A 17,275-nucleotide genomic window follows, 5' to 3' on the forward strand; every position below is an offset into this window, starting at 1 on the left:
CTCGGCGATCACATCGGCGCAGTCGTCCGGGTGGTCGGTACGACGCCGGACATAACCGGAGACGGCTGCGTAGTGCCCCGCGTAGAGCTCTTCAAAGCGCTGCCGGGGCTCCACTGCTTCCTTCTGGTTCAGGAATGTCACATGACAGTAAATGTCCGGCAACGTACGAGCGTGACAGCCAGAACACGGTGAACGTTTCGCCGAAGTGAAGCGGCTCGCTGAGCCGAATCGGGTGCTGGAGCTCGTGGAGGTCGGAGTTGGCGTCACTGGGCATGGCGATGCCGGCTCCGGGCTGGGTTCTGCGACAAGGTGATCTGAAATGTGCGTTATGGGGCGGGTGGTGGCCCAAGATCCCTCCACGCCTGGGCGGTGACGCCGATCGACCAGGCCATGCCGTCTCTACGAGTATTCCGAAGATCCGTTCCCCATGAGACGTCACTCTGGATGAAACGCGGAACTGCCGAGTCGCTCTACGGCGGCCTGCACGACGCTCAGTCCTCACTTGATGACATCCGCCGACTCCAAGACACGACCAGGAACGAGATCGTCCGCCGTAGCTTCGCGATGCCCCGCGTGATCATCGTCGCACTCGGCCTCTTTGTCAGCTTCGCCTCGATCGATCTGGAAACGCCGTGGCAGCTCATCGGCTGCGTGCTCGGATTCGGCCTGTACGTAGCAGTGGGCATCATTTACGAATATCGGGCCTCGGTCCGGAGGCAGCCCAGCACCCGGGAGGTGCTGTACCACAGCACGGTGCTGATCGGCGTCTGCATGATCTTCGGTGCCGGGCGGATTCTCGCTTTCGCGCTCCTCGACGCGCCCGCGCATGGTCTGATGTCGCAGGCCATGGTCGGCGCTGTCCTGGCGGCTCTCGCATATGTCGCGGCCGCGCCCATCAACCGTTCAGTCATGAGGTCGCTCGTCCAGAAGGGTAGCGGGCAGGGCTGATGGATCCGCAGTTCGACGAGTTCCTGCACGTACCGGCCAGGCTGTCGATCGTGGCGGTGCTGGCACCGGCCGACTGGGTGGACTTCGGCTTCCTCCGGGATTCGATCGGCACCAGCGACTCGGCCCTGTCCAAGCAGGTCTCCGCGCTGGTCGGCGCCGGATACGTCATGGTGCGCAAGAGTCAGGACAAGCGCGCGCGGCGTACGTACGTGCGGCTCACCCCGCAGGGCCGGGAGGCCTTCGTGCGGCACGCGGCGGCGCTGGAGCGGATCGTCGCGCTCGCCCGTGCGGTCAATGAGCAGCCCGCCGCCGAGTAGCAGCAGTCGCCCCCATGCAGAACTGCCCCGGCAAGGTTCGAGAAACGATCACTTCTCCTACGGGAAGCGATCAAGGAAGTACTCCCTCCGCCGCAGGTAGAACCTATTCGTGAACACCCCGCCTAGGGCCGTTCTTGAAACGGCTGGACTGAGGTTGACGGGATCCCGTCCGATCATCTGAATCGGACGGGATTTCGTGTTTTCCGAGGTCTTCGGATCGTTGGGCGGGCTGGTTCTGGCTCGTTTGGCGTTCGTGGCGAAGGGCGCTGGTGGTGTTGAGCCGCTGGGAGCGCGTGAAGGGCTGGCGGCCGGGCGTGCGGGACCGGTCGATCGGAGTAGCGCTGTCCGGTTGTCAACCCAGCAAATCAGACGCCCGGTGTCGGCTGTGGCCAGCAACGCCACCGTCTGTTCTCTCCAGTCCCGCAAGGCGGGCAGGGGCGATGCCACATCCTCTGGATCGTGAGGGTCGAGGTCTTTGCGCTTTCGGTCGCGATCTTCCGTTTTGGTGGTCACGTCGGTTTTGCGTTCGAGCGCGCTCGAAGGCATAGCGTCCCCGCTATGACGACACAGACCTGGATCATCACTGGCGCGTCCCGCGGGTTCGGACGCGCACTGGCGGAGTCGGCGCTCGCGGCGGGCGACCACGTGGTGGCGGCGGTGCGCCGGCCCGAGAGTGTGGCCGATCTGGAGGCCAAGTACCCGGACGACTGCCTGATCGCGAAGTTCGATGCCCGGGACATCGCCGCGGCCGCGGACCTCGTGCGCGACACCCTCGACCGCTTCGGTCAGCTCGATGTGCTGGTCAACAACGCGGGCCGGGCCGTGGTCGGAGCGGTCGAGGAGGTCAGCGACGCGCAGTTGCGCGAGTTGATGGATCTGCACCTGTTCGGCCCCGCCGCGCTCGTCCGGGCGGCGCTGCCCACGATGCGTGAGCGGGGCACCGGGACGATCGTGCAGATGAGCAGTCAGGGTGGGCGGACGTCGTTCCCCGGCGTGTCGGCGTACTCCGCGTCGAAGTTCGCCCTCGAAGGCTGGTCCGAGGCACTGGCCGGGGAGGTCGCGCCGTTCGGGATCCGGGTGATGCTCGTCGAGCCCAGCCGGTTCAGGACTGGTTTCAACGGGGGCGACGTGCTCGAGTTCGTCGAGCCGTCCGCGACCTACCGTGACTTGCTCGCCAACGTCCGTGCGGACATGGCCGGGACCGACGGCCGCCAGGAAGGTGACCCGGCTCGGGCGGCCGAGATCATCGTGTCCCTCGCGCACGGCGACGAGGTGCCGCTGCGGCTGCCGCTCGGGCGCGAGGCGGTCGAGCGTATCTCGCGTGCCTACCGGCGCGGCCTGGACGAGGTCGAGCAGTGGGCCGAGACCGCCCGCAGCGCCGACTTCGAGGGTGTCTCCGCATCGGTACGGCCCATCTAGGCTCGTGGCCATGGCCGCCGGCGATCTGATGACCAGGGCGCTCGAAGCGCTTGGGGACGACGGTCCGCTGTCGGTCGAGGCGCTGTTTGACCCGGTCACCAGCCCGGCACGCCGCACTCAGCTCATGGCGGTGCTCCCTTCGCCGGCGAACCCCTTCACCCCGGACGCGATCGTGAATAGGCCCTGTTCCTGCTCGGCCGGCCAGCCATCGTCCACCAGTCGCTTGAGCCGAGCGCGCATCCCCTCCACCTGGCCCCGGACATCCTGCTGACCCAGCGCCCGCACCACATCCCGCGCCCGCAGCGGCTTGACGGGCGTGGCTAAGCCCTCGGCGGCTGGCTGGTGTTGGGCTTGAGGGTGACATCGTCGGGGACGGGTTGTGGCGGCTGGTGGGTGCGCCGCGAGGAGTCGAGGAAGTGGTCGTTGGCGACGGCGACCATCAGGGTGGTCAGGATTGTCTGGGCGACACGGCCGTGGGCGAGCCGGTTCTTGCCGAGGCGGCCGAGATCGCCGGGGTGATGGAGTGCTGGCGGCAGATCTTCGGCAGTTCGCTGGTCTTGGTGTCGGGGGCCGGTGGCAGAGTGCGGGGTTTTGCCGCCGAGTGAGCGGCTCGCTGCCGGGCGTCGGTCAGTTCGACCGCGGGTGGGGCGGCCGGGCTCGCGCTGGGGGGAGGCGGTCGAAGCGGGGCAGGTCCGGGATGGGGAGGTGCCTGCTGCTGGGCACTGGAAGTGGACGGCGCCGTCTGGGGTCGGGCTCTGTTTGAGACGCAGCAAGTACGGTTCTAGCGCGGTGATCAGCGCGGTGAGTTCTTGCGATGGTGTGCGGATGGCGGCGTCGTCCAGGCCGGTGGCGGCGTGGGCGAGTCTGTCGGGGGCATCAGCGGGCAGGCCAGGCTGCCATCGATGAGCAGCGCGCCGTGGGCGCTGCCCTGCCGTAGGCGCGGTCGACGACGGCGAACGGGTGGGTGCGGGCGGCGACGGTGAGCGTTGCCGAGTAGCCGTAGGCGGGTGGGTCGTTTCCGGCCGAGTGGTGCCATCCTGCGGTGATCTCGGTGGAGGCGATCCCCGCCATGGCGTCCACGACACAGACCTTGCAGATTGCGCCACGCGGGTCAGGAATGGGCCCTCTGCGTCTGCCGGGTCAGCAGTCGCTGATCTCCCGGCACGTTTCGGGCGCCTCCGCCATTGTGACGGCGGTGATCGCCCGGGCGGCGTCGCCGAGTGCGGCGAGCTGCTCGGGCGTCAGTGCGTCGACCACGAGACGACGGGCCTCTCGAACGTGACCAGGGGCGATCTCTTCGAGCCTGGCGAAGCCGGCGTCGGTGAGCCGCGCCTCCGTGTGCCGGCCACCGCGGTTGGGCAAGCTACGCCGCTCGACGCAGCCAGACCGCTCGAGCCGGGTGATCGCGTGGGAGATTCGTGAGAGCGACCCCTGCGCCAATGCGGCCAGGTTGCTGAGCACCAGCGTGCGGTTGGGTGCGTCGGAGAGAGCAGCGAGCACGTGGTACTCGAAAACGTTCACGCCGGCATCGCGCTTGAGCTGTGCGTCCAGCGCGGGCGGCAGGGCCATGATCAAGGCGACCAGCGCTCGCCAGTCGCGCTGCTGGTCGGGCGACAGCCATGGCACGTCGTGCTCGGGGGTGGGTTCGCTGGGGGTATCGGTGCTCACACACCAACTCTACCGGTCAACTTGAACATTCAAGTGCTGCGGCATATTGTCGACTTGAACATTCAAGTGGCACTCATCTATCAGGGGGAACCCCATGTCCGTGCTCCGTGTCGACGCCACCATCCAGGGCGACCGCTCCGCCAGCAGCGCACTCGCCGACCTCGTCCTCGACGAACTCGTGGTCGCCCGCCCTGGGGTGCCGGTGGTACGGCGTCACCTTGGTCAGGACCCGCTGCCCGCGCACGTCTGGGAGGCCGCAATCTCCGGCCTTTACCTTCCGGAGGCGGCCCGCACCGCCGCGCAGCGCGAGGCGGTCGCCACAGCCGAGCGGATCGCCACTGAGTTGCAGCAGGCGACGAGCGCCGTGCTCGCGCTGCCGCTCTACAACTTCGGCGTTTCGCAGCACGCGAAGACGTGGATCGACCTTGCGATCGCCGGCACGCCCGAGGGCATCCGCCTGCTTGAGGGCACGCCGACCGTCCTGGTCACCACTCGCGGCGGCGCCTACGGCCCCGGCACCCCGCGCGAGGGCTGGGACCACAACACCGACTTCTTGCGCCGGATCCTCGTCGACATCTGGGGCGCCGACCTTACGGTCGTCGAGCGCGAGTTCACGCTCGTCGGCGTGAACCCGGCCCTCGACGAGTTCACCGAGTTGGCGGCGACCATGCACAAGGCCGCCGAGGAGGCAGCAGGCGAGGCCGGAAGGGTACTCGCTGCCCGGCGCGCCGCCTGACCCACCACCTCGCCCCCTTCATCCACCGCCTGGCCCGCGGTCATTGATCAGACGACAAGAGCAAGGCTGACCTGGAACAGGCACATCCATACATAACGGTCCGCATGCCCGACGCAGCACGCTGAACCCCGGAAGCTCCGCTGGGAAACGATCACGCGCAACTTGGGAAGCGATCTTTGGCAGGGCGTCATGGTCACTGCTCAACCACACTCGTGAACACCACACCCAGGGCCGTTCTTGAGACGGCTGGACTGAAGTTGACGGGATCCCGTCTGATCGTCGAGATCAGGCGGGATCTTGTCGTTTCAGCGGTGGTCGGTCCGGACAGCGACCGTGTCCTCGTTGCCGGTTGATTTGACCTCAAGTTTGGTTGAGGGGAAAGGCTCCTGGATATGAGCGAAGACAAGGTGATCATTTATGAGGAGGCCGGCGCCGACCCGTCGATCGACGTCATGACCGTCCAGAACGGCAGTGGGCGTACGCGCGTACGGGCCATTGGCGAGCCAGGGCAGATGGTAGACCTCGTATCCCGGTTGGTCACCGAAGGGGTGGACCAGGTCGAGCTCTGCGGCGGGTTCGGCGCGGTCCGGCACGCTGAGGCCGGCCGGGCGGTCGGCGGTGAGGTGCCGGTGGGGGCCGTCTACTACGGGTTCGAGTCGCTGACGGGCGTGGCCTCCTACAAGGCGCGTTTCGCGGCGGGGGAGACACTGTCGGAGGCGTTCATCATCGTGCACGAAGGTGCCGATCCGGCGGTCGACGTGGTGGTGCACGAGAAGGGTGACGGCGGCAGGACGACTCTCGTCGCGGTCCCCGACGAGACCGTCGCCGGCGAGGTGGCCGGGAAGATGGCGAGCGAGCTGCAACTGATCGAACTGTACGGAGGATCCGGGCCCGAGGCCACCGAACCGGTCATACGCGCCGTGGACAGCCGGGTGCCGGTCGGCGTCACCGCATACCGGCGGTAGAGGACGGGGCGCTCACACCGTCCCAGCGGGAAGTCCGCCGTCGACTCCGACGTGGTCGACGCCTCGGGATGCGGCCTCCCAGACGAACCCGTCGGGGTCGGTGAAGGGCCCGGCATCGCCGCCGATCACGATCCGGTGCGATCCGGTGCCCTCCTGGGAGACGCCGGTGTCCTTGGCGAGGGCGCGGCGCGGGTAGAGCGCCAGCGTGACGGCCGACGACGGGGTGTCGAACTCGACGTACTTGCCGCCGAAGCTCTTGGCCACGGCCAGGCCGCGCTCGACGTAGAACCGCCTGCTCGCCTTGACGTCCACCACGCCCAACAGGAGCGCGACCTGATCGATGTGCCGGGCGGCAGGTCCGGTGTCCTTCTTCTTCGAGGACGCGATCTTGCAGATCGTCCCATCCGGGGCGCGTACGACGCCGCCGTAGCCCCAGAACCCCTTCGTGGCAGGCTTCAGCGTCCTGGCGCCGGCATCGAGGGCGGCACTGACAAGGGCATCGACGTTGCCCGGCTGGGAGGCCACGAGGGACAGCGCGAACCCGCGGAAGCCGGTCGTCGCCGCGTCGGAGGCGCGTACGTTCACGTAAGCGCCCAGACCGAAGGCTTCGTAGAAGGTGCCCGCGACCGTGGGGTCGGGAACTTCCAGGTTGACGGATTCGAAGGAGGTCATGGCAGGTCCTTTCAGCAAGGTGGGTTCGTCGTCTTGCCGGCGGCCGCTACGCCGCGGATATGGCAACGACAGGTCGGCACTCACTGGTCCTGCAGGAGGCCGAGGACATTGCCGTCGGGGTCGATGACGGTGGCCACCAGACGGCCGCCACCGACGTCGTGCGCGGCCTCCTTGACGGTGGCCCCCGCGGCGATCACCTCGGCCAGCTTCGCCTCGATGTCCGTCACGTGCCAGTAGGCCACCGGTGAGGTCATGCTCTGCGGCCCACCGCCCGGCACCAGCCCGATGTGCTGGCCCTCGGCCTCGAAGCCGACGTAGTAGGACGAGTCGGACTGCGGCTCCATGCCGAGCAGGGCGGCGTACACCGCCTTGGCCTTGGCCAGGTCGGACACGGGGTGCAGCACGGTCTTGATCCCGTGAGTGGAAGAACCGGTCATGGTCACTCCTGTAGTCGTGGGTCACATCGACCCGCTGTGTGCGTATCCACAGCTTTCCTCCCGGCCTGGCCGGTCCACATCCGTGGCGACCACGGAACCGGACCACGGATCGACGGCACGGATCGAACACGGTGGTCATTGCGGATTGGAGCGCGGAGGGGATGCGGCAAACTTGGACGGTGGTGGCAGGAGCGGACATCTCACCTCGGGAGGCCGAGGTGCTGGAACTGGTCGGGGCACATCTCAGCAACGCCGAGATCGGGGCGCGGTTGTGCATCTCGGTGCGTACCGTGGAAAGTCACGTCTCCTCGCTGCTGCGCAAGCTGGAGGTGCCGGGTCGGCGGGCGCTCGCCCAGCGCGCCCCCGAGCCGGCCGGTGTAGGCCCGTCTCACCCGGCATCGGTTCTGCCGGCCTCGCTGACCTCGTTCATCGGCCGGGAAAGCGAGCGGGCCGAGCTGACCGAGATGATCAAGGCACACCGTCAGGTGACCGCGGTCGGTCCCGGCGGAGTGGGCAAGACCCGGCTCGCGTTGGCGGTGGCCGCGGAGGCGGCCGGCGAGTACGCCGATGGGGTGTGGTTCGTCGACCTGGTCCCGGTCACCGATCCGGGCATGATCGCCATTGCGGTCGCCGGGGCGCTCGGCCTCGGTGAGCAGCCCGGCCGCGACATGACCGCGTCCGCGGTCGCCGCGCTGGCCGACCGTCATGCGCTGCTGGTGCTGGACAACTGCGAGCACCTGGCGGACGGGGTGGCGCTGTTTCTGGAGCGGTTGCTGGCGACGTGCCCTCGGGTGACGGTGCTGGCGACCAGCCGGGCACGGCTGATGGTGCCGTTCGAACGGGTGTATCCGGTCCCGCCCCTGTCCCTGGACGTCGATGCGGTGGCGTTGTTCATGGAGCGGGCGGCGGCGGTCGGCTGGCCGCTGGATCCTCCGCTGCGCGACCAGCTCGCCGCGATCTGCGAGCGGCTGGACGGGATTGCACTGGCGATCGAGCTGGCCGCCGCCCGGTACCCCACGCTTGGGCTGGACGGCATCACCGCCGCCCTGTCCCACCCGCTCCGGATGCTCACCGGCGGCTCCCGTGCCGATGAGCGGCACCGTTCGGTGCGGGCGGCGCTGGACTGGAGCCATGCCCTGCTGGAGTCGGCCGACCGGGCGCTGCTGCGCCGGGTGTCAGTGTTCGTGGCGCCGTTCACCGCTGCGGCGGCCGCGGAGGTAGCCGGGTCCGAGGAAGGCCTCGTCGCGGACGGACTGGCCAGCCTCGCCGAACAGAGCCTGCTGGTGGTGACCGCGTCCCCGGGAGGGACGGAGTACCGGGCGTTGGAGACCATCCGCCAGTACGGCACGGAGCGACTCGTCGAGGCCGGTGAGCTGGTCGACGCTCGATCCCGGCACCTTCGCTGGTGCCTGGCCAAGGCCGCCGGCCTGGCGGTGGTACGAGCGGACTGGCGGGCCCGGTTCGATCTGGTGGCCGACGACCTCCGGGCGGCGCTGGCGTGGGCGGCCGACCGCCCGGAGGAGCGCAAGGAAGCGTACGATCTTGCCCGGCAGCTGGCGGAGCTGACCTTCACCCGTCACCTGACCGGCGAGTCCCAGCGGCGCTATGAGCAGGCGGCCGCGCTCGCGACCGACCCCGCCGCCAGCGCGTCGATGCTCCGGCAGGCCGCGGCTGTGGCCGGCTGCCGGACGGTCGGTGATGACATGTACCGCCTCCGCCGTGCGGCCGCGGATGCCGCCCGCAGCTCCGGCGACAGCGCCGGCGCCGCCGCCGACCTGGCTACTGCCGCCACTATCGCGTTCCGGTTCTCGACCACGTTCGTGCGGCTCCCGCCCCGCGAGGAGGCGCTCGCGCTGATCACCGAGGCGCGAGAGCCGGCAGGCGACGATCCGGCCGCGCAGGCCGCGGTGGCACTGGCCGAGGCTGCGGTGCTCACCGACGCGTTCGGCGCCGCCCAGGGCCCGCCCGGCAACGCCGTACCGGAGACGATCGCGCGCGCCGAGCGCGCGGTCGAGCTTGCCCGCCGGACCGGCGACCCGCTCGCCGAGTCGGCCGCACTCGACGCGCTCACCGGCGCGCAGACCTGGGGCGGCGACACGTTCGCCACTGCGGCCACGGCCCGGTGCCGGATCACGCTCCTGTCGTCCCTGCCGACCTCGCCGGCCGGCACCCACGAGCTGATCGACGCGCTCGGCATAGTCACCGAGGCCAGCCTCGGCGCGGGGGATGTGTCAGGCGCCCGCCGATGGGCACGCCAACTGGCCGACCATCCGTCGCTGGCGGAGGTCGGTCACCGCGCTACGTGCCGGCTGCTGATGGTCGACGCGCTGATGGGCAACGTCGACGAGGTGCTCACCGGCAGCGTCCGGTTCCTCGATGCGTGGCGGCGGGCAGGCAGCCCTGCCCGGTCGCTTCTCCGCCCGGCGGTGGCCGCTGTGGCGATGATCCACGGCCTCCGCGACGACCACGCCGCCCGACGCGATTGGCAGGAGGTCCTGGATCAGCTCGGCACCTCAAAGGAGCATACTTACGGCTACGGGGCCGTTTTCGACGTGATACTCCTGCTGCACCGCGGGCAGGCACCGAAGGCGCTGGAGCGGATGGCCCCCGAACCCAGGCAGATGTGGAAGTGGGTCAGCTGGATCTGGCACCACTGGTACGTCGCGCTGCGCGCCGAGGCCGCCGTGCTCGCCGCGAGCCCCGACGCCCGCGACCGTCTGGCCGAGGCCCGGACCATCGTGGCCGACAACCCGGTCGCCAATGCCATGGTGGAGCGGGCCCAAGCGCTGCTCGACAAGGACCAGGAGCGGATGCTCTCTGCGGCAGACGCGTTTGACACCGCCGGCTGCCGCTACCAGTACGCACGGACCATGGTGCTCGCCGGCGGCGACCACGCTGCCCGCGGCGCGGCCGCGCTGGCCGATCTCGGCCTCGCCCCGATGGCCCTGCTCGACAACCCATGATGACCTCAGAGTGATCGTCGCCGATGGGTTCGTCCTGGTTTGGGAGCCGCGGAGCAGGTGTCCGGGAAGGCGCGGGTAGTGTCGGGGCGCTCTGCTGGGCTCGTCTGGGTGGGTGTGGCGCCACTGGTCGAGGTGGCCGGTGTCGATAAGGGACGGGAAGTCACGCTCGTTCAGACGTTGCCGCCGCTGGCAAATGCCACGGCAGCGCGATCGGCTGAGCTGGAAGATCCCCCGGTAGCAGGAGCTCCATCAGCGCCGCCAGGCCCGCCGGAACAACAAGCTCGGCCGCCGACCTCAGCTGCGAAACTGTCCACCACTCGAAACGGTCAGTCACCCGCCGTTCCTCCTCGTCCATGCCGGAGGTATCCACCTCCAGTCCGCTGACGCGAAGGAAGAAGTAGGAATCCACTGAGCTGAACGTCTCACCGCCTAGTGACCACGTTCCCGAACTGATCGCGACGACCGGCCCAAGAGCCGAGGGGGCGATGACATACCCCAGTTCCTCTCGAAGCTCGCGTGCGGCGGCCTGATGCAGGGTTTCACCAGGATCAACCGCGCCCCCCGGCGTGAACCAGGCGTAGTAAGGCTCCTCAACCTGAAGCAGCAGCCCGCGGTAGACCAGGAGCCGATCGACGGCATCTACCAGGAGCACGCGAGCGGTTGACCGAAAGATCGTTTCGCTCATGAACGAGATCATAAGGCGGTCCCAGCAACCATGGGCATTGGGAAGCGATCTTCTCGACCTACCCCCTGGCCAACCCCGCTCATGAACAGCCCACCAGGCTAGTTGCAGGTGACAAGGGGCTTCGGAGTTGATCCGGAGCCCCTTTCTCTTGTCTGGGAGCCAATCGGGGAGCCATTTCACTCGGACTCTCTACCCGGGCGTCAGGCGGCGGAACGGGATCGCGGCCGACGCCACGTCGAGTGCCATCAGCCTGGACGCCCATAATGGCTGGTCGTTCATGACCGGCATGGCCACGGCGAGCAAGGTCGCCGCATACGTGCGAGCCACGCATCTTTACGTGGCTCGCATATTTGCGTGGCTCGCAAATTTGTGTAAGGTGTTCGCATGGGGCTGAGAGAGCGCAAGAAGGAAGAGACCCGGATCGCGCTCAGCTGGGCGGCGATCAAGCTGACCGTCGAGCGTGGCTTCGACAACGTCAAGGTGGAGGACATCGCCGCCGAGGCGGGTGTCTCGCACCGTACGTTCAACAACTATTTCTCCAGCAAGGGCGAGGCGATCGCGGCCAGGCACTTCGACCGAGCGGTGCAGATCGCCGACGAGCTGAGGTCCAGGCCGGACGGCGAACCCCTGTGGGAGGCCATCACCAACGCGGTGTTCGCCCGGTTCGCGCTTGGCATGCAAGCGGCCGAGCGTCCGGCCGACGAGCGCTGGATCGCCGGTGTCAGGCTGATGAGCCAGCATCCGGAGCACCGGGGCGAGTTCCTCAAGGCTCACATGGCCGCGCAGGATGCGCTGGCCGCGGCGATCGCCGAGCGCACCGGCACCGATGTCGATCGAGATCTGTATCCGCACCTGGTCGCCGGGGCGGTCGGCGCCGCCATACTCACGGTCATCCATCTGTGGCTGCACGGCGATGCGCCGGCACCGTTCGAGGAACTGCTGCGCGACGCCCTCGGTCAGGTCGCCGCCGGCCTGCCCGCGCCCTGACCTCTCCCATTTCCCTATCGAAGATCAGCCGGCCTGCCGCCGGTCGATCCGTCATGCCCGGAAGGTCTCACCATGATCGCCGATATCGTCATAGCCGGAGCAGGGCCCAACGGCCTGATGCTGGCCTGCGAGCTCAGCCTGGCCGGAATCCGCCCCCTGGTCCTGGAGCGCCTGCCGGAGCGCACCCAGGACAACCGCGCCAACGGCCTGGTCGGCCAGGTGGTACGGATGCTCGACCGGCGAGGCCTGTACGGGCGGCTCGCTGGTAACCAGGACCCACCGCGGCCCACTCCCGGATTCGTCTTCGGCGCGCTGCCGATCGACCTGAGTGTGCTGGACGACAACCCCTTCTACATCCTCCAGGTTCCGCAGCGCAGGATCGAGCAGATGCTGGAGGAACGGGCCGTCGAACTCGCCGTCGAGATCCGGCGCGGCCACGAGCTCACCGGATTCACCCAGGGCGCGGACGGCGTGACCCTCCAGGTCAGCGGGCCGGCCGGGCCGTACACGATCGAAACGCGCTACCTGATCGGTGCCGACGGCGGGCACAGCATCGTACGCAAACTGGCCGGAATCGCCTTCCCCGGCGTGACGACCGACAGCACGATCGCGCGCACCGCGCACGCCGTCGTGCCGGCCGAGTTCGTCGATCCGGCCACCGGCGGCCTCGACATTCCCGGGTACGGACCCATCCCGCCGTTCCTGCACCACCGGACCGAGCGCGGGTTGTTCGTGTACGCGCCCCTGCCGGGCACCCCCGCACCGTTGATCTCCACCACGGAGTGGAACGAACAGGACGCCGAGGGGCCGCTCACGCTCGCGGAACTGCAGGCCAGCGCCCGCCGCGTGCTCGGTGCGAACATCGCTTTCGGCCCGCCAGACGGCCAAGGGCCGCACCTGATGCGCAAGCTCAACGGCGGCAACACCCGCCTGGCTGAGCGTTTCCGAGACGGCCGGGTGGTGCTGGTCGGCGATGCCGCTCACGTGCACTCGGCGATCGGCGGGCCCGGGCTCAACCTCGGCCTCCAGGACGCGGTCAACCTTGGCTGGAAACTCGCGGCCGACGTGCGCGGCACGGCCCCCGCCGGTCTCCTCGACACCTACGAGTCCGAACGACGCCCGGTCGCTGAGCGGGTGGTGATGTCCTCGCGCGCCCAATCCGCACTGATCGCCCCTGGCAGCGAGGTCACCGGCCTGCGCGCGCTGTTCACCGAACTGCTCGGCGACCCGGGCAACGTCCGCCGTATCGCCGACCTGATGTCGGGCGCCGACATCCGCTACGAGGTGGGCAGCGACCATCCGCTGGCCGGTCGGTGGGCTCCCGACCTGGACCTCAAGGACGGTGTCCGGCTCGCCGAGCTGACCAGGGACGGCCGCCCGCACCTGATCGATTTCACCGGCGGGGACTGGGGATACCCCGCAACCGCGGGGCTGCCCGGCTCCGCCGTACCGTGCACGGCGCTGCTGCTGCGGCCCGACGGATACGTGGCATGGGCCACCGACGTACCGCAGCCGGACGCGGAGTCCCGCGCATCGCTCAGGGCGGCGATCCAACGCTGGCTGGGGTGACTGATTAGGTGCGAACGGGCGGTCATTTCGCCGGCTAAGGCTCGGCGATCGGTTCGGGATCGAGAATCGCGCTCGCGCCGCGAAGGAGTTCCGTACGTAGGTCGTCCACCGGCACGTCCGTGAGTTGCCTGATGGGATCGGTGGCAGCGGCGAACGCTTGGGCCGCGCGTACGCGCCGGCGCCAGTCAGGATCGGGCTACCTACCGGTTGGTCGGGTCGCAACCGGTCATGGTCGCTGTGCGGGGCCCGCTGCCGACGTCCTCCGATCGGAGGACGGCCGCGTCCATCACTCGGTGGTGTCGCAGTGAGCCGGTGCGATGCACGCTCGTTTCATGAACTCAGCGGTGAGTGTGCGGGGGCTGACCAAGCACTACGGCGATGTGGCGGCACTCCGGGGCATCGATCTGGAGATCCCGCCTGGTGAGGTCTTCGCGATCCTTGGCCCGAACGGCGCGGGTAAGTCCACCACTGTCGAAATCCTGGAGGGGCACCGTGATCGCGACGCGGGCACGGTGAGCGTGCTGGGAGTGGATCCGAGGCGGTCCACCAGGCGATGGCGGGCGAGGACGGGGATCGTCTCGCAGTCGGCCGACGACGTCGCGGAGGTCACCGTCAGGGAGGTCGTCCGGCATTTCGCGAAGTACTATCCGTGTCCCAGAGATCCCGACGAGGTCATCGAGCAGGTCGGGCTGACCGGGAAAGCGGGTTCGAGGATCCCGGCGCTCTCAGGCGGCCAGCGGCGCAGGCTCGACGTCGCCCTGGGGATCATCGGCAATCCCGAGCTGCTCTTCCTCGACGAACCCACCACCGGGTTCGACCCGCAGGCACGCAGGGGATTCTGGGACCTCATCGGGAGCCTGGAAAGCACGACAGTGTTGCTCACCACGCACTACCTGGAGGAGGCCGAGGCCCTGGCCGACCGGGTAGCGGTGATCGTTCATGGCCGCATCGTGGCCGAAGGAGACCCGCGGACCCTGGGTGGCAGGGCGAGCGCCAAGGCCACGGTGGCCTGGGCCGACGGCGAGGTGGAGACCGACACCCCGGCCACGACGGTCGTCGAGCTCGCCCGGCGGTACGGCGGTGAGGTCCCGCGGCTCACCGTGACCCGCCCATCCTTGGAGGACACCTACCTGCGGCTGATCGAGGAGAACGGATCATGACGGCCACCGCCGCGACCGGGACCGCCAGGGCCCGTAGGCTGCCTTCCGTCCTTGAGATAGGGCTGGCCAGAGCCCTCTTCGAGCTGAAACAGTTCTTCAGGGAGCGAGACCAGGTGATTTTCACCTTCTCCCTGCCGATCGTCCTCCTGGTGCTGTTCGGCTCGATCTTCCGCGGCCGGTTCGAGGGCACTGGCGTCACCGTTGCCCAGGTGTACACAGCCGCGTTGATCGGGGCGGGCGTGCTCTCCGTGAGCCTGCAGAACCTGGGCGTCAGCATCGCGGTCGAACGGGAGCAGGGCGCGCTCAAACGGCTGGCCGGGACCCCCATGCCCAGGTCCGCCTACTTCCTCGGCAAGATCCTCAGCGTGATGGTGATGTCGGTCATCGAGGTGACGTTGCTGCTGACGGTTGGCGTCGTCCTGTACGGCCTCGAGCTGCCGAACGACGCCACGACCTGGCTCACCTTCGGCTGGGTCGGCATCCTTGGCCTGGCGGCGGGCTGCCTGCTCGGCATCGCGGCCAGCAGCCTGCCCAGGTCGGCCAAGAGCGCGACGGCCGTCATCACGCTGCCCTTCATCGTCCTGCAGTTCATCTCAGGGGTGTTCATCCCCTTCACCGAGCTGCCCGGCTGGCTGGTCGGCGTCGCTTCCGTCTTCCCGCTGAGATGGATGTGCCAAGGGTTCAGGTCGGTCTTCCTGGGCGAGGGCGGCGTGGCTCTCGAGCCGATGGGCTCGTACGAGCTCGACCGGGTGGCGCTGGCTCTGGGAGGCTGGGTGATCGGAGGCATGGTGCTGTGTGTGCTGACGTTCCGGTGGAAGAGCCGCCGCGACCGGTGACGCGTGGAGAGCGCGACGCGTGGCGGCAGTTATGGGGCTGGGAGCTCCTGCTGGCCGTATCCGTCGTCATCCCGGGCGTCTTCCTCATTCTCGGCGACCACCTCGGGTGGCAGAAGGCGGTGGCCACCGCCTGCCTGGCGGCCTACGCGCCGCTCTACGTTTTCCTGGGACGCCCAGCGGTCGTCCGCGGCGATACGGGCCGCGGCACGGTCTACGTGGTCCTGATGATCGCCCTCTATGTCCCCGTGGCGCTGATCTCGTCGGAAAGCCTCTTCACGCTTCGGGCTCAACGCGCAGTGCTTCATCGTGCTGCCGTCGAGGCGGGCGATCGCCGCCGTCATGGCCTTGAGTGTGCCGCCGGTGGTCAGGATCATCGTGGTCGCGTCGAACCCCGGGCAGTTCTCCACCGTCATCGTGGTGATCACCATCGCCGTCTTCTTCTCGGGCGTCTTCGGCGGCTGGGCCGACCGGGTCACCACGCAGAGCAGGGAGCGGGCCGACCTGATCGAGCAGTTGGAGAGAAGTCGCGCCGAGGTGGCCAGACTGTCGGCCGAGCGGGGCGCCCAGGACGAGCGCGAACGCCTGGCGGGGGAGATCCACGACACCCTCGCCCAGGGGTTCAGCAGCATCATCATGCTCCTTCAGGCACCCGACCCGACCAAGAACGTGCCGCTCGCCGTGAAGACCGCGCGGGAGAACCTGGCCGAGGCCCGCGCGCTGGTCGCGGCCCTGACCCCCGCACCGCTCGACTCCTCCTCACTCCTGGAGTCGATGCGGCGCATCACCAGACGGATGGGTGAGGAGACCGGCGTCACCACGGCCTTCGCCACGGACGGCGAGACCAGGCCGTTGCCGCCGCACGCGGAGGTGGCGCTGATCAGAGCACTGCAGGAAGGGCTGGCCAACGTGCGCAAGCACGCTGACGCACGCGAGGTGCGGGTCACGGTCGGATACGGCACGCGCGAGGTGAGCCTGCGGGTGACCGACGACGGCAAAGGGTTCGACCCCCGCGTCACCGAAGGCTATGGGCTGCGCAACATGCGCAGCCGGGTCGAACAGGCAGGTGGATCCGTCGAGGTCTCCGCTGCTCCAGGCCGGGGGACCGAGCTGACCGTGGAGGTACCGACGTGATCAGGCTGCTCATCGTGGACGATCACCCGGTGGTCCGTGAAGGACTGCGCGGCATGCTGGACTCGGATCCGGGCATCGAGGTGGTCGGCGAGGCGGCCTCAGGAGCGGAAGCCGTGATCAGGGCGCGCCGGCTGGCACCGGACGTCATCCTCATGGACCTGCGGATGCCCGGAGGCGACGGGGTGAGCGCGATCCCCGGCATCCTCACCGAACGTCCGGAAACCCGGGTCATCGTGCTGACCACCTACGAGACGGACAGTGACATCGTCCGCGCGGTGGAGGTCGGCGCGGCGGGCTACCTGCTCAAGGACGTCAGCCGGGCGGACCTGCTGGCCGCCATCGGGTCGGCCATGCGCGGCGAGACCGTGCTGTCGCCCTCGGTCGCGACCAAGCTCGTCACGAGGATGCGTGCCCCCGCCGCGGAGTCGCTGACGCCTCGCGAGGGCCAGGTACTGGCCTTGACCGCCAAAGGCATGACCAACGCCGAGATCGGCCGGTCATTGTCGATCAGCGAGACCACGGTCAAGACCCATCTGCTGCGCGTCTTCGGCAAGCTTGGAGTATCCGACCGGACGGCGGCCGTGACCACGGCCATGGAGCGGGGTCTCCTCTAAGGAGCTTGACGGTCACAACTTGCGGATGTTGTGCGCCCTTGGCATTTTCGGCGAACATTCTCACGTCGCGGCTGGAGCTGGGCCTGCTGTCCAGGCGCGTCGGTCGTTTCGACAATCCTTGGTACCAGGCCGCCCGCGAGCTGGTCGTCTCGGCCATCGAGCACTTGG

Annotated in this window: 21 protein-coding genes; 13 read left to right on the plus strand and 8 right to left on the minus strand. The window is 68.7% G+C overall.

Annotated elements, in window-relative coordinates; translation table 11 throughout:
* The first annotated feature begins 369 nt into the window (after positions 1-369).
* The 3 genes from KME78_RS36035 to KME78_RS36045 all read left to right on the plus strand — a co-directional run bounded on the left by KME78_RS36035 (position 370) and on the right by KME78_RS36045 (position 2,684).
* Positions 370-948 (plus strand): hypothetical protein, encoded by a 579-nt coding sequence (locus tag KME78_RS36035; RefSeq protein WP_219533919.1) that lies wholly within the window; start codon positions 370-372, stop codon positions 946-948.
* A complete protein-coding gene (locus tag KME78_RS36040) occupies positions 948-1,265 on the plus strand; it encodes a winged helix-turn-helix domain-containing protein (RefSeq protein WP_219533920.1) in 318 nt (105 codons plus the stop codon). Before KME78_RS36035 ends, KME78_RS36040 begins: the two co-directional genes overlap by 1 nt.
* Positions 1,266-1,823: 558 nt before the next feature.
* A complete protein-coding gene (locus KME78_RS36045; RefSeq protein WP_246652690.1) occupies positions 1,824-2,684 on the plus strand; it encodes an SDR family NAD(P)-dependent oxidoreductase in 861 nt (286 codons plus the stop codon).
* Positions 2,685-2,801: 117 nt separating this feature from the next.
* On the opposite strand, the gene KME78_RS66475 is transcribed toward KME78_RS36045, so the two are convergent.
* The gene (locus KME78_RS66475; protein ID WP_281428947.1) at positions 2,802-2,924 is read right to left on the minus strand and encodes a hypothetical protein; all 123 of its coding nucleotides are present in this window, start codon (positions 2,922-2,924) and stop codon (positions 2,802-2,804) included.
* A gap of 176 nt (positions 2,925-3,100) precedes the next feature.
* On the opposite strand from KME78_RS66475, the gene KME78_RS36050 reads away from it, so the two are divergent.
* Positions 3,101-3,289, plus strand: a complete 189-nt coding sequence (locus KME78_RS36050; RefSeq protein ID WP_219533921.1) for a hypothetical protein — start codon at positions 3,101-3,103, stop codon at positions 3,287-3,289.
* A 271-nt stretch (positions 3,290-3,560) separates the two neighbouring features.
* Here KME78_RS36050 and KME78_RS36055 read toward each other — a convergent pair whose 3' ends face one another.
* Together KME78_RS36055 and KME78_RS36060 are read right to left on the minus strand one after the other, a co-directional pair.
* On the minus strand, positions 3,561-3,764 hold the full coding sequence (locus KME78_RS36055; protein WP_219533922.1) for a hypothetical protein: 204 nt from the start codon (positions 3,762-3,764) through the stop codon (positions 3,561-3,563).
* Positions 3,765-3,824: 60 nt separating this feature from the next.
* Positions 3,825-4,352, minus strand: a complete 528-nt coding sequence (locus tag KME78_RS36060) for a MarR family winged helix-turn-helix transcriptional regulator (protein WP_219533923.1) — start codon at positions 4,350-4,352, stop codon at positions 3,825-3,827.
* Positions 4,353-4,446: 94 nt separating this feature from the next.
* On the opposite strand from KME78_RS36060, the gene KME78_RS36065 reads away from it, so the two are divergent.
* Together KME78_RS36065 and KME78_RS36070 are read left to right on the plus strand one after the other, a co-directional pair.
* Positions 4,447-5,088 carry an FMN-dependent NADH-azoreductase gene (locus tag KME78_RS36065; protein WP_219533924.1) on the plus strand — a complete coding sequence of 214 codons (642 nt, stop codon included), beginning with the start codon at positions 4,447-4,449 and terminating at the stop codon, positions 5,086-5,088.
* A 392-nt stretch (positions 5,089-5,480) separates the two neighbouring features.
* Positions 5,481-6,053 (plus strand): DUF6506 family protein, encoded by a 573-nt coding sequence (locus tag KME78_RS36070; protein ID WP_219533925.1) that lies wholly within the window; start codon positions 5,481-5,483, stop codon positions 6,051-6,053.
* Positions 6,054-6,065: 12 nt separating this feature from the next.
* On the opposite strand, the gene KME78_RS36075 is transcribed toward KME78_RS36070, so the two are convergent.
* Both KME78_RS36075 and KME78_RS36080 read right to left on the minus strand, forming a co-directional pair.
* Positions 6,066-6,725: a VOC family protein gene (locus KME78_RS36075; RefSeq protein WP_219533926.1), complete on the minus strand. Its 660-nt coding sequence runs from the start codon at positions 6,723-6,725 to the stop codon at positions 6,066-6,068.
* Positions 6,726-6,805: 80 nt separating this feature from the next.
* Positions 6,806-7,162: a VOC family protein gene (locus KME78_RS36080; RefSeq protein ID WP_219533927.1), complete on the minus strand. Its 357-nt coding sequence runs from the start codon at positions 7,160-7,162 to the stop codon at positions 6,806-6,808.
* A gap of 179 nt (positions 7,163-7,341) precedes the next feature.
* Here KME78_RS36080 and KME78_RS36085 point away from each other — a divergent pair, with 179 nt between their 5' ends.
* Entirely contained in the window at positions 7,342-10,125 is a 2,784-nt protein-coding gene (locus tag KME78_RS36085) for an ATP-binding protein (protein WP_308127266.1), read from the plus strand.
* A gap of 160 nt (positions 10,126-10,285) precedes the next feature.
* Here KME78_RS36085 and KME78_RS36090 read toward each other — a convergent pair whose 3' ends face one another.
* Both KME78_RS36090 and KME78_RS36095 read right to left on the minus strand, forming a co-directional pair.
* Positions 10,286-10,810, minus strand: a complete 525-nt coding sequence (locus tag KME78_RS36090) for an NUDIX hydrolase (protein WP_219533929.1) — start codon at positions 10,808-10,810, stop codon at positions 10,286-10,288.
* A gap of 189 nt (positions 10,811-10,999) precedes the next feature.
* Positions 11,000-11,137 carry a hypothetical protein gene (locus KME78_RS36095; protein WP_219533930.1) on the minus strand — a complete coding sequence of 46 codons (138 nt, stop codon included), beginning with the start codon at positions 11,135-11,137 and terminating at the stop codon, positions 11,000-11,002.
* Positions 11,138-11,194: 57 nt separating this feature from the next.
* On the opposite strand from KME78_RS36095, the gene KME78_RS36100 reads away from it, so the two are divergent.
* The 4 genes from KME78_RS36100 to KME78_RS36115 all read left to right on the plus strand — a co-directional run bounded on the left by KME78_RS36100 (position 11,195) and on the right by KME78_RS36115 (position 15,362).
* A complete protein-coding gene (locus tag KME78_RS36100) occupies positions 11,195-11,797 on the plus strand; it encodes an acyl-CoA-like ligand-binding transcription factor (RefSeq protein ID WP_246652691.1) in 603 nt (200 codons plus the stop codon).
* 72 nt (positions 11,798-11,869) lie between these two features.
* On the plus strand, positions 11,870-13,366 hold the full coding sequence (locus tag KME78_RS36105; protein ID WP_219533931.1) for an FAD-dependent monooxygenase: 1,497 nt from the start codon (positions 11,870-11,872) through the stop codon (positions 13,364-13,366).
* A gap of 332 nt (positions 13,367-13,698) precedes the next feature.
* The gene (locus KME78_RS36110) at positions 13,699-14,526 is read left to right on the plus strand and encodes an ABC transporter ATP-binding protein (protein WP_219533932.1); all 828 of its coding nucleotides are present in this window, start codon (positions 13,699-13,701) and stop codon (positions 14,524-14,526) included.
* Positions 14,523-15,362 carry an ABC transporter permease gene (locus KME78_RS36115; RefSeq protein WP_219533933.1) on the plus strand — a complete coding sequence of 280 codons (840 nt, stop codon included), beginning with the start codon at positions 14,523-14,525 and terminating at the stop codon, positions 15,360-15,362. Before KME78_RS36110 ends, KME78_RS36115 begins: the two co-directional genes overlap by 4 nt.
* Before the next feature lie 29 nt (positions 15,363-15,391).
* Here KME78_RS36115 and KME78_RS36120 read toward each other — a convergent pair whose 3' ends face one another.
* Positions 15,392-15,790: a hypothetical protein gene (locus KME78_RS36120; RefSeq protein WP_219533934.1), complete on the minus strand. Its 399-nt coding sequence runs from the start codon at positions 15,788-15,790 to the stop codon at positions 15,392-15,394.
* Between KME78_RS36120 and KME78_RS36125 the strand changes: the two genes are divergently transcribed.
* Positions 15,780-16,493 carry a sensor histidine kinase gene (locus KME78_RS36125; RefSeq protein WP_219533935.1) on the plus strand — a complete coding sequence of 238 codons (714 nt, stop codon included), beginning with the start codon at positions 15,780-15,782 and terminating at the stop codon, positions 16,491-16,493. The genes KME78_RS36120 and KME78_RS36125 overlap by 11 nt on opposite strands.
* Positions 16,490-17,107: a response regulator gene (locus KME78_RS36130; RefSeq protein WP_219533936.1), complete on the plus strand. Its 618-nt coding sequence runs from the start codon at positions 16,490-16,492 to the stop codon at positions 17,105-17,107. Before KME78_RS36125 ends, KME78_RS36130 begins: the two co-directional genes overlap by 4 nt.
* Positions 17,108-17,275 lie beyond the last annotated feature (168 nt).

The organism is Nonomuraea guangzhouensis, from assembly GCF_019396345.1.
Classification (GTDB): Bacteria; Actinomycetota; Actinomycetes; order Streptosporangiales; family Streptosporangiaceae; genus Nonomuraea; species Nonomuraea guangzhouensis.

Bases quoted from the DNA above. Each gene is read 5' to 3' on its own strand.
- KME78_RS36075 (WP_219533926.1), bottom strand. From the start codon at position 6,725: ATGACCTCCTTCGAATCCGTCAACCTGGAAGTTCCCGACCCCACGGTC.
- KME78_RS36100 (WP_246652691.1), top strand. From the start codon at position 11,195: ATGGGGCTGAGAGAGCGCAAGAAGGAAGAGACCCGGATCGCGCTCAGC.
- KME78_RS36045 (WP_246652690.1), top strand. From the start codon at position 1,824: ATGACGACACAGACCTGGATCATCACTGGCGCGTCCCGCGGGTTCGGA.
- KME78_RS36105 (WP_219533931.1), top strand. From the start codon at position 11,870: ATGATCGCCGATATCGTCATAGCCGGAGCAGGGCCCAACGGCCTGATG.
- KME78_RS36090 (WP_219533929.1), bottom strand. From the start codon at position 10,810: ATGAGCGAAACGATCTTTCGGTCAACCGCTCGCGTGCTCCTGGTAGAT.
- KME78_RS36040 (WP_219533920.1), top strand. From the start codon at position 948: ATGGATCCGCAGTTCGACGAGTTCCTGCACGTACCGGCCAGGCTGTCG.
- KME78_RS36080 (WP_219533927.1), bottom strand. From the start codon at position 7,162: ATGACCGGTTCTTCCACTCACGGGATCAAGACCGTGCTGCACCCCGTG.
- KME78_RS36120 (WP_219533934.1), bottom strand. From the start codon at position 15,790: ATGGTGATCACCACGATGACGGTGGAGAACTGCCCGGGGTTCGACGCG.
- KME78_RS36070 (WP_219533925.1), top strand. From the start codon at position 5,481: ATGAGCGAAGACAAGGTGATCATTTATGAGGAGGCCGGCGCCGACCCG.
- KME78_RS66475 (WP_281428947.1), bottom strand. From the start codon at position 2,924: ATGCGCGCTCGGCTCAAGCGACTGGTGGACGATGGCTGGCCGGCCGAG.
- KME78_RS36065 (WP_219533924.1), top strand. From the start codon at position 4,447: ATGTCCGTGCTCCGTGTCGACGCCACCATCCAGGGCGACCGCTCCGCC.
- KME78_RS36110 (WP_219533932.1), top strand. From the start codon at position 13,699: ATGAACTCAGCGGTGAGTGTGCGGGGGCTGACCAAGCACTACGGCGAT.
- KME78_RS36115 (WP_219533933.1), top strand. From the start codon at position 14,523: ATGACGGCCACCGCCGCGACCGGGACCGCCAGGGCCCGTAGGCTGCCT.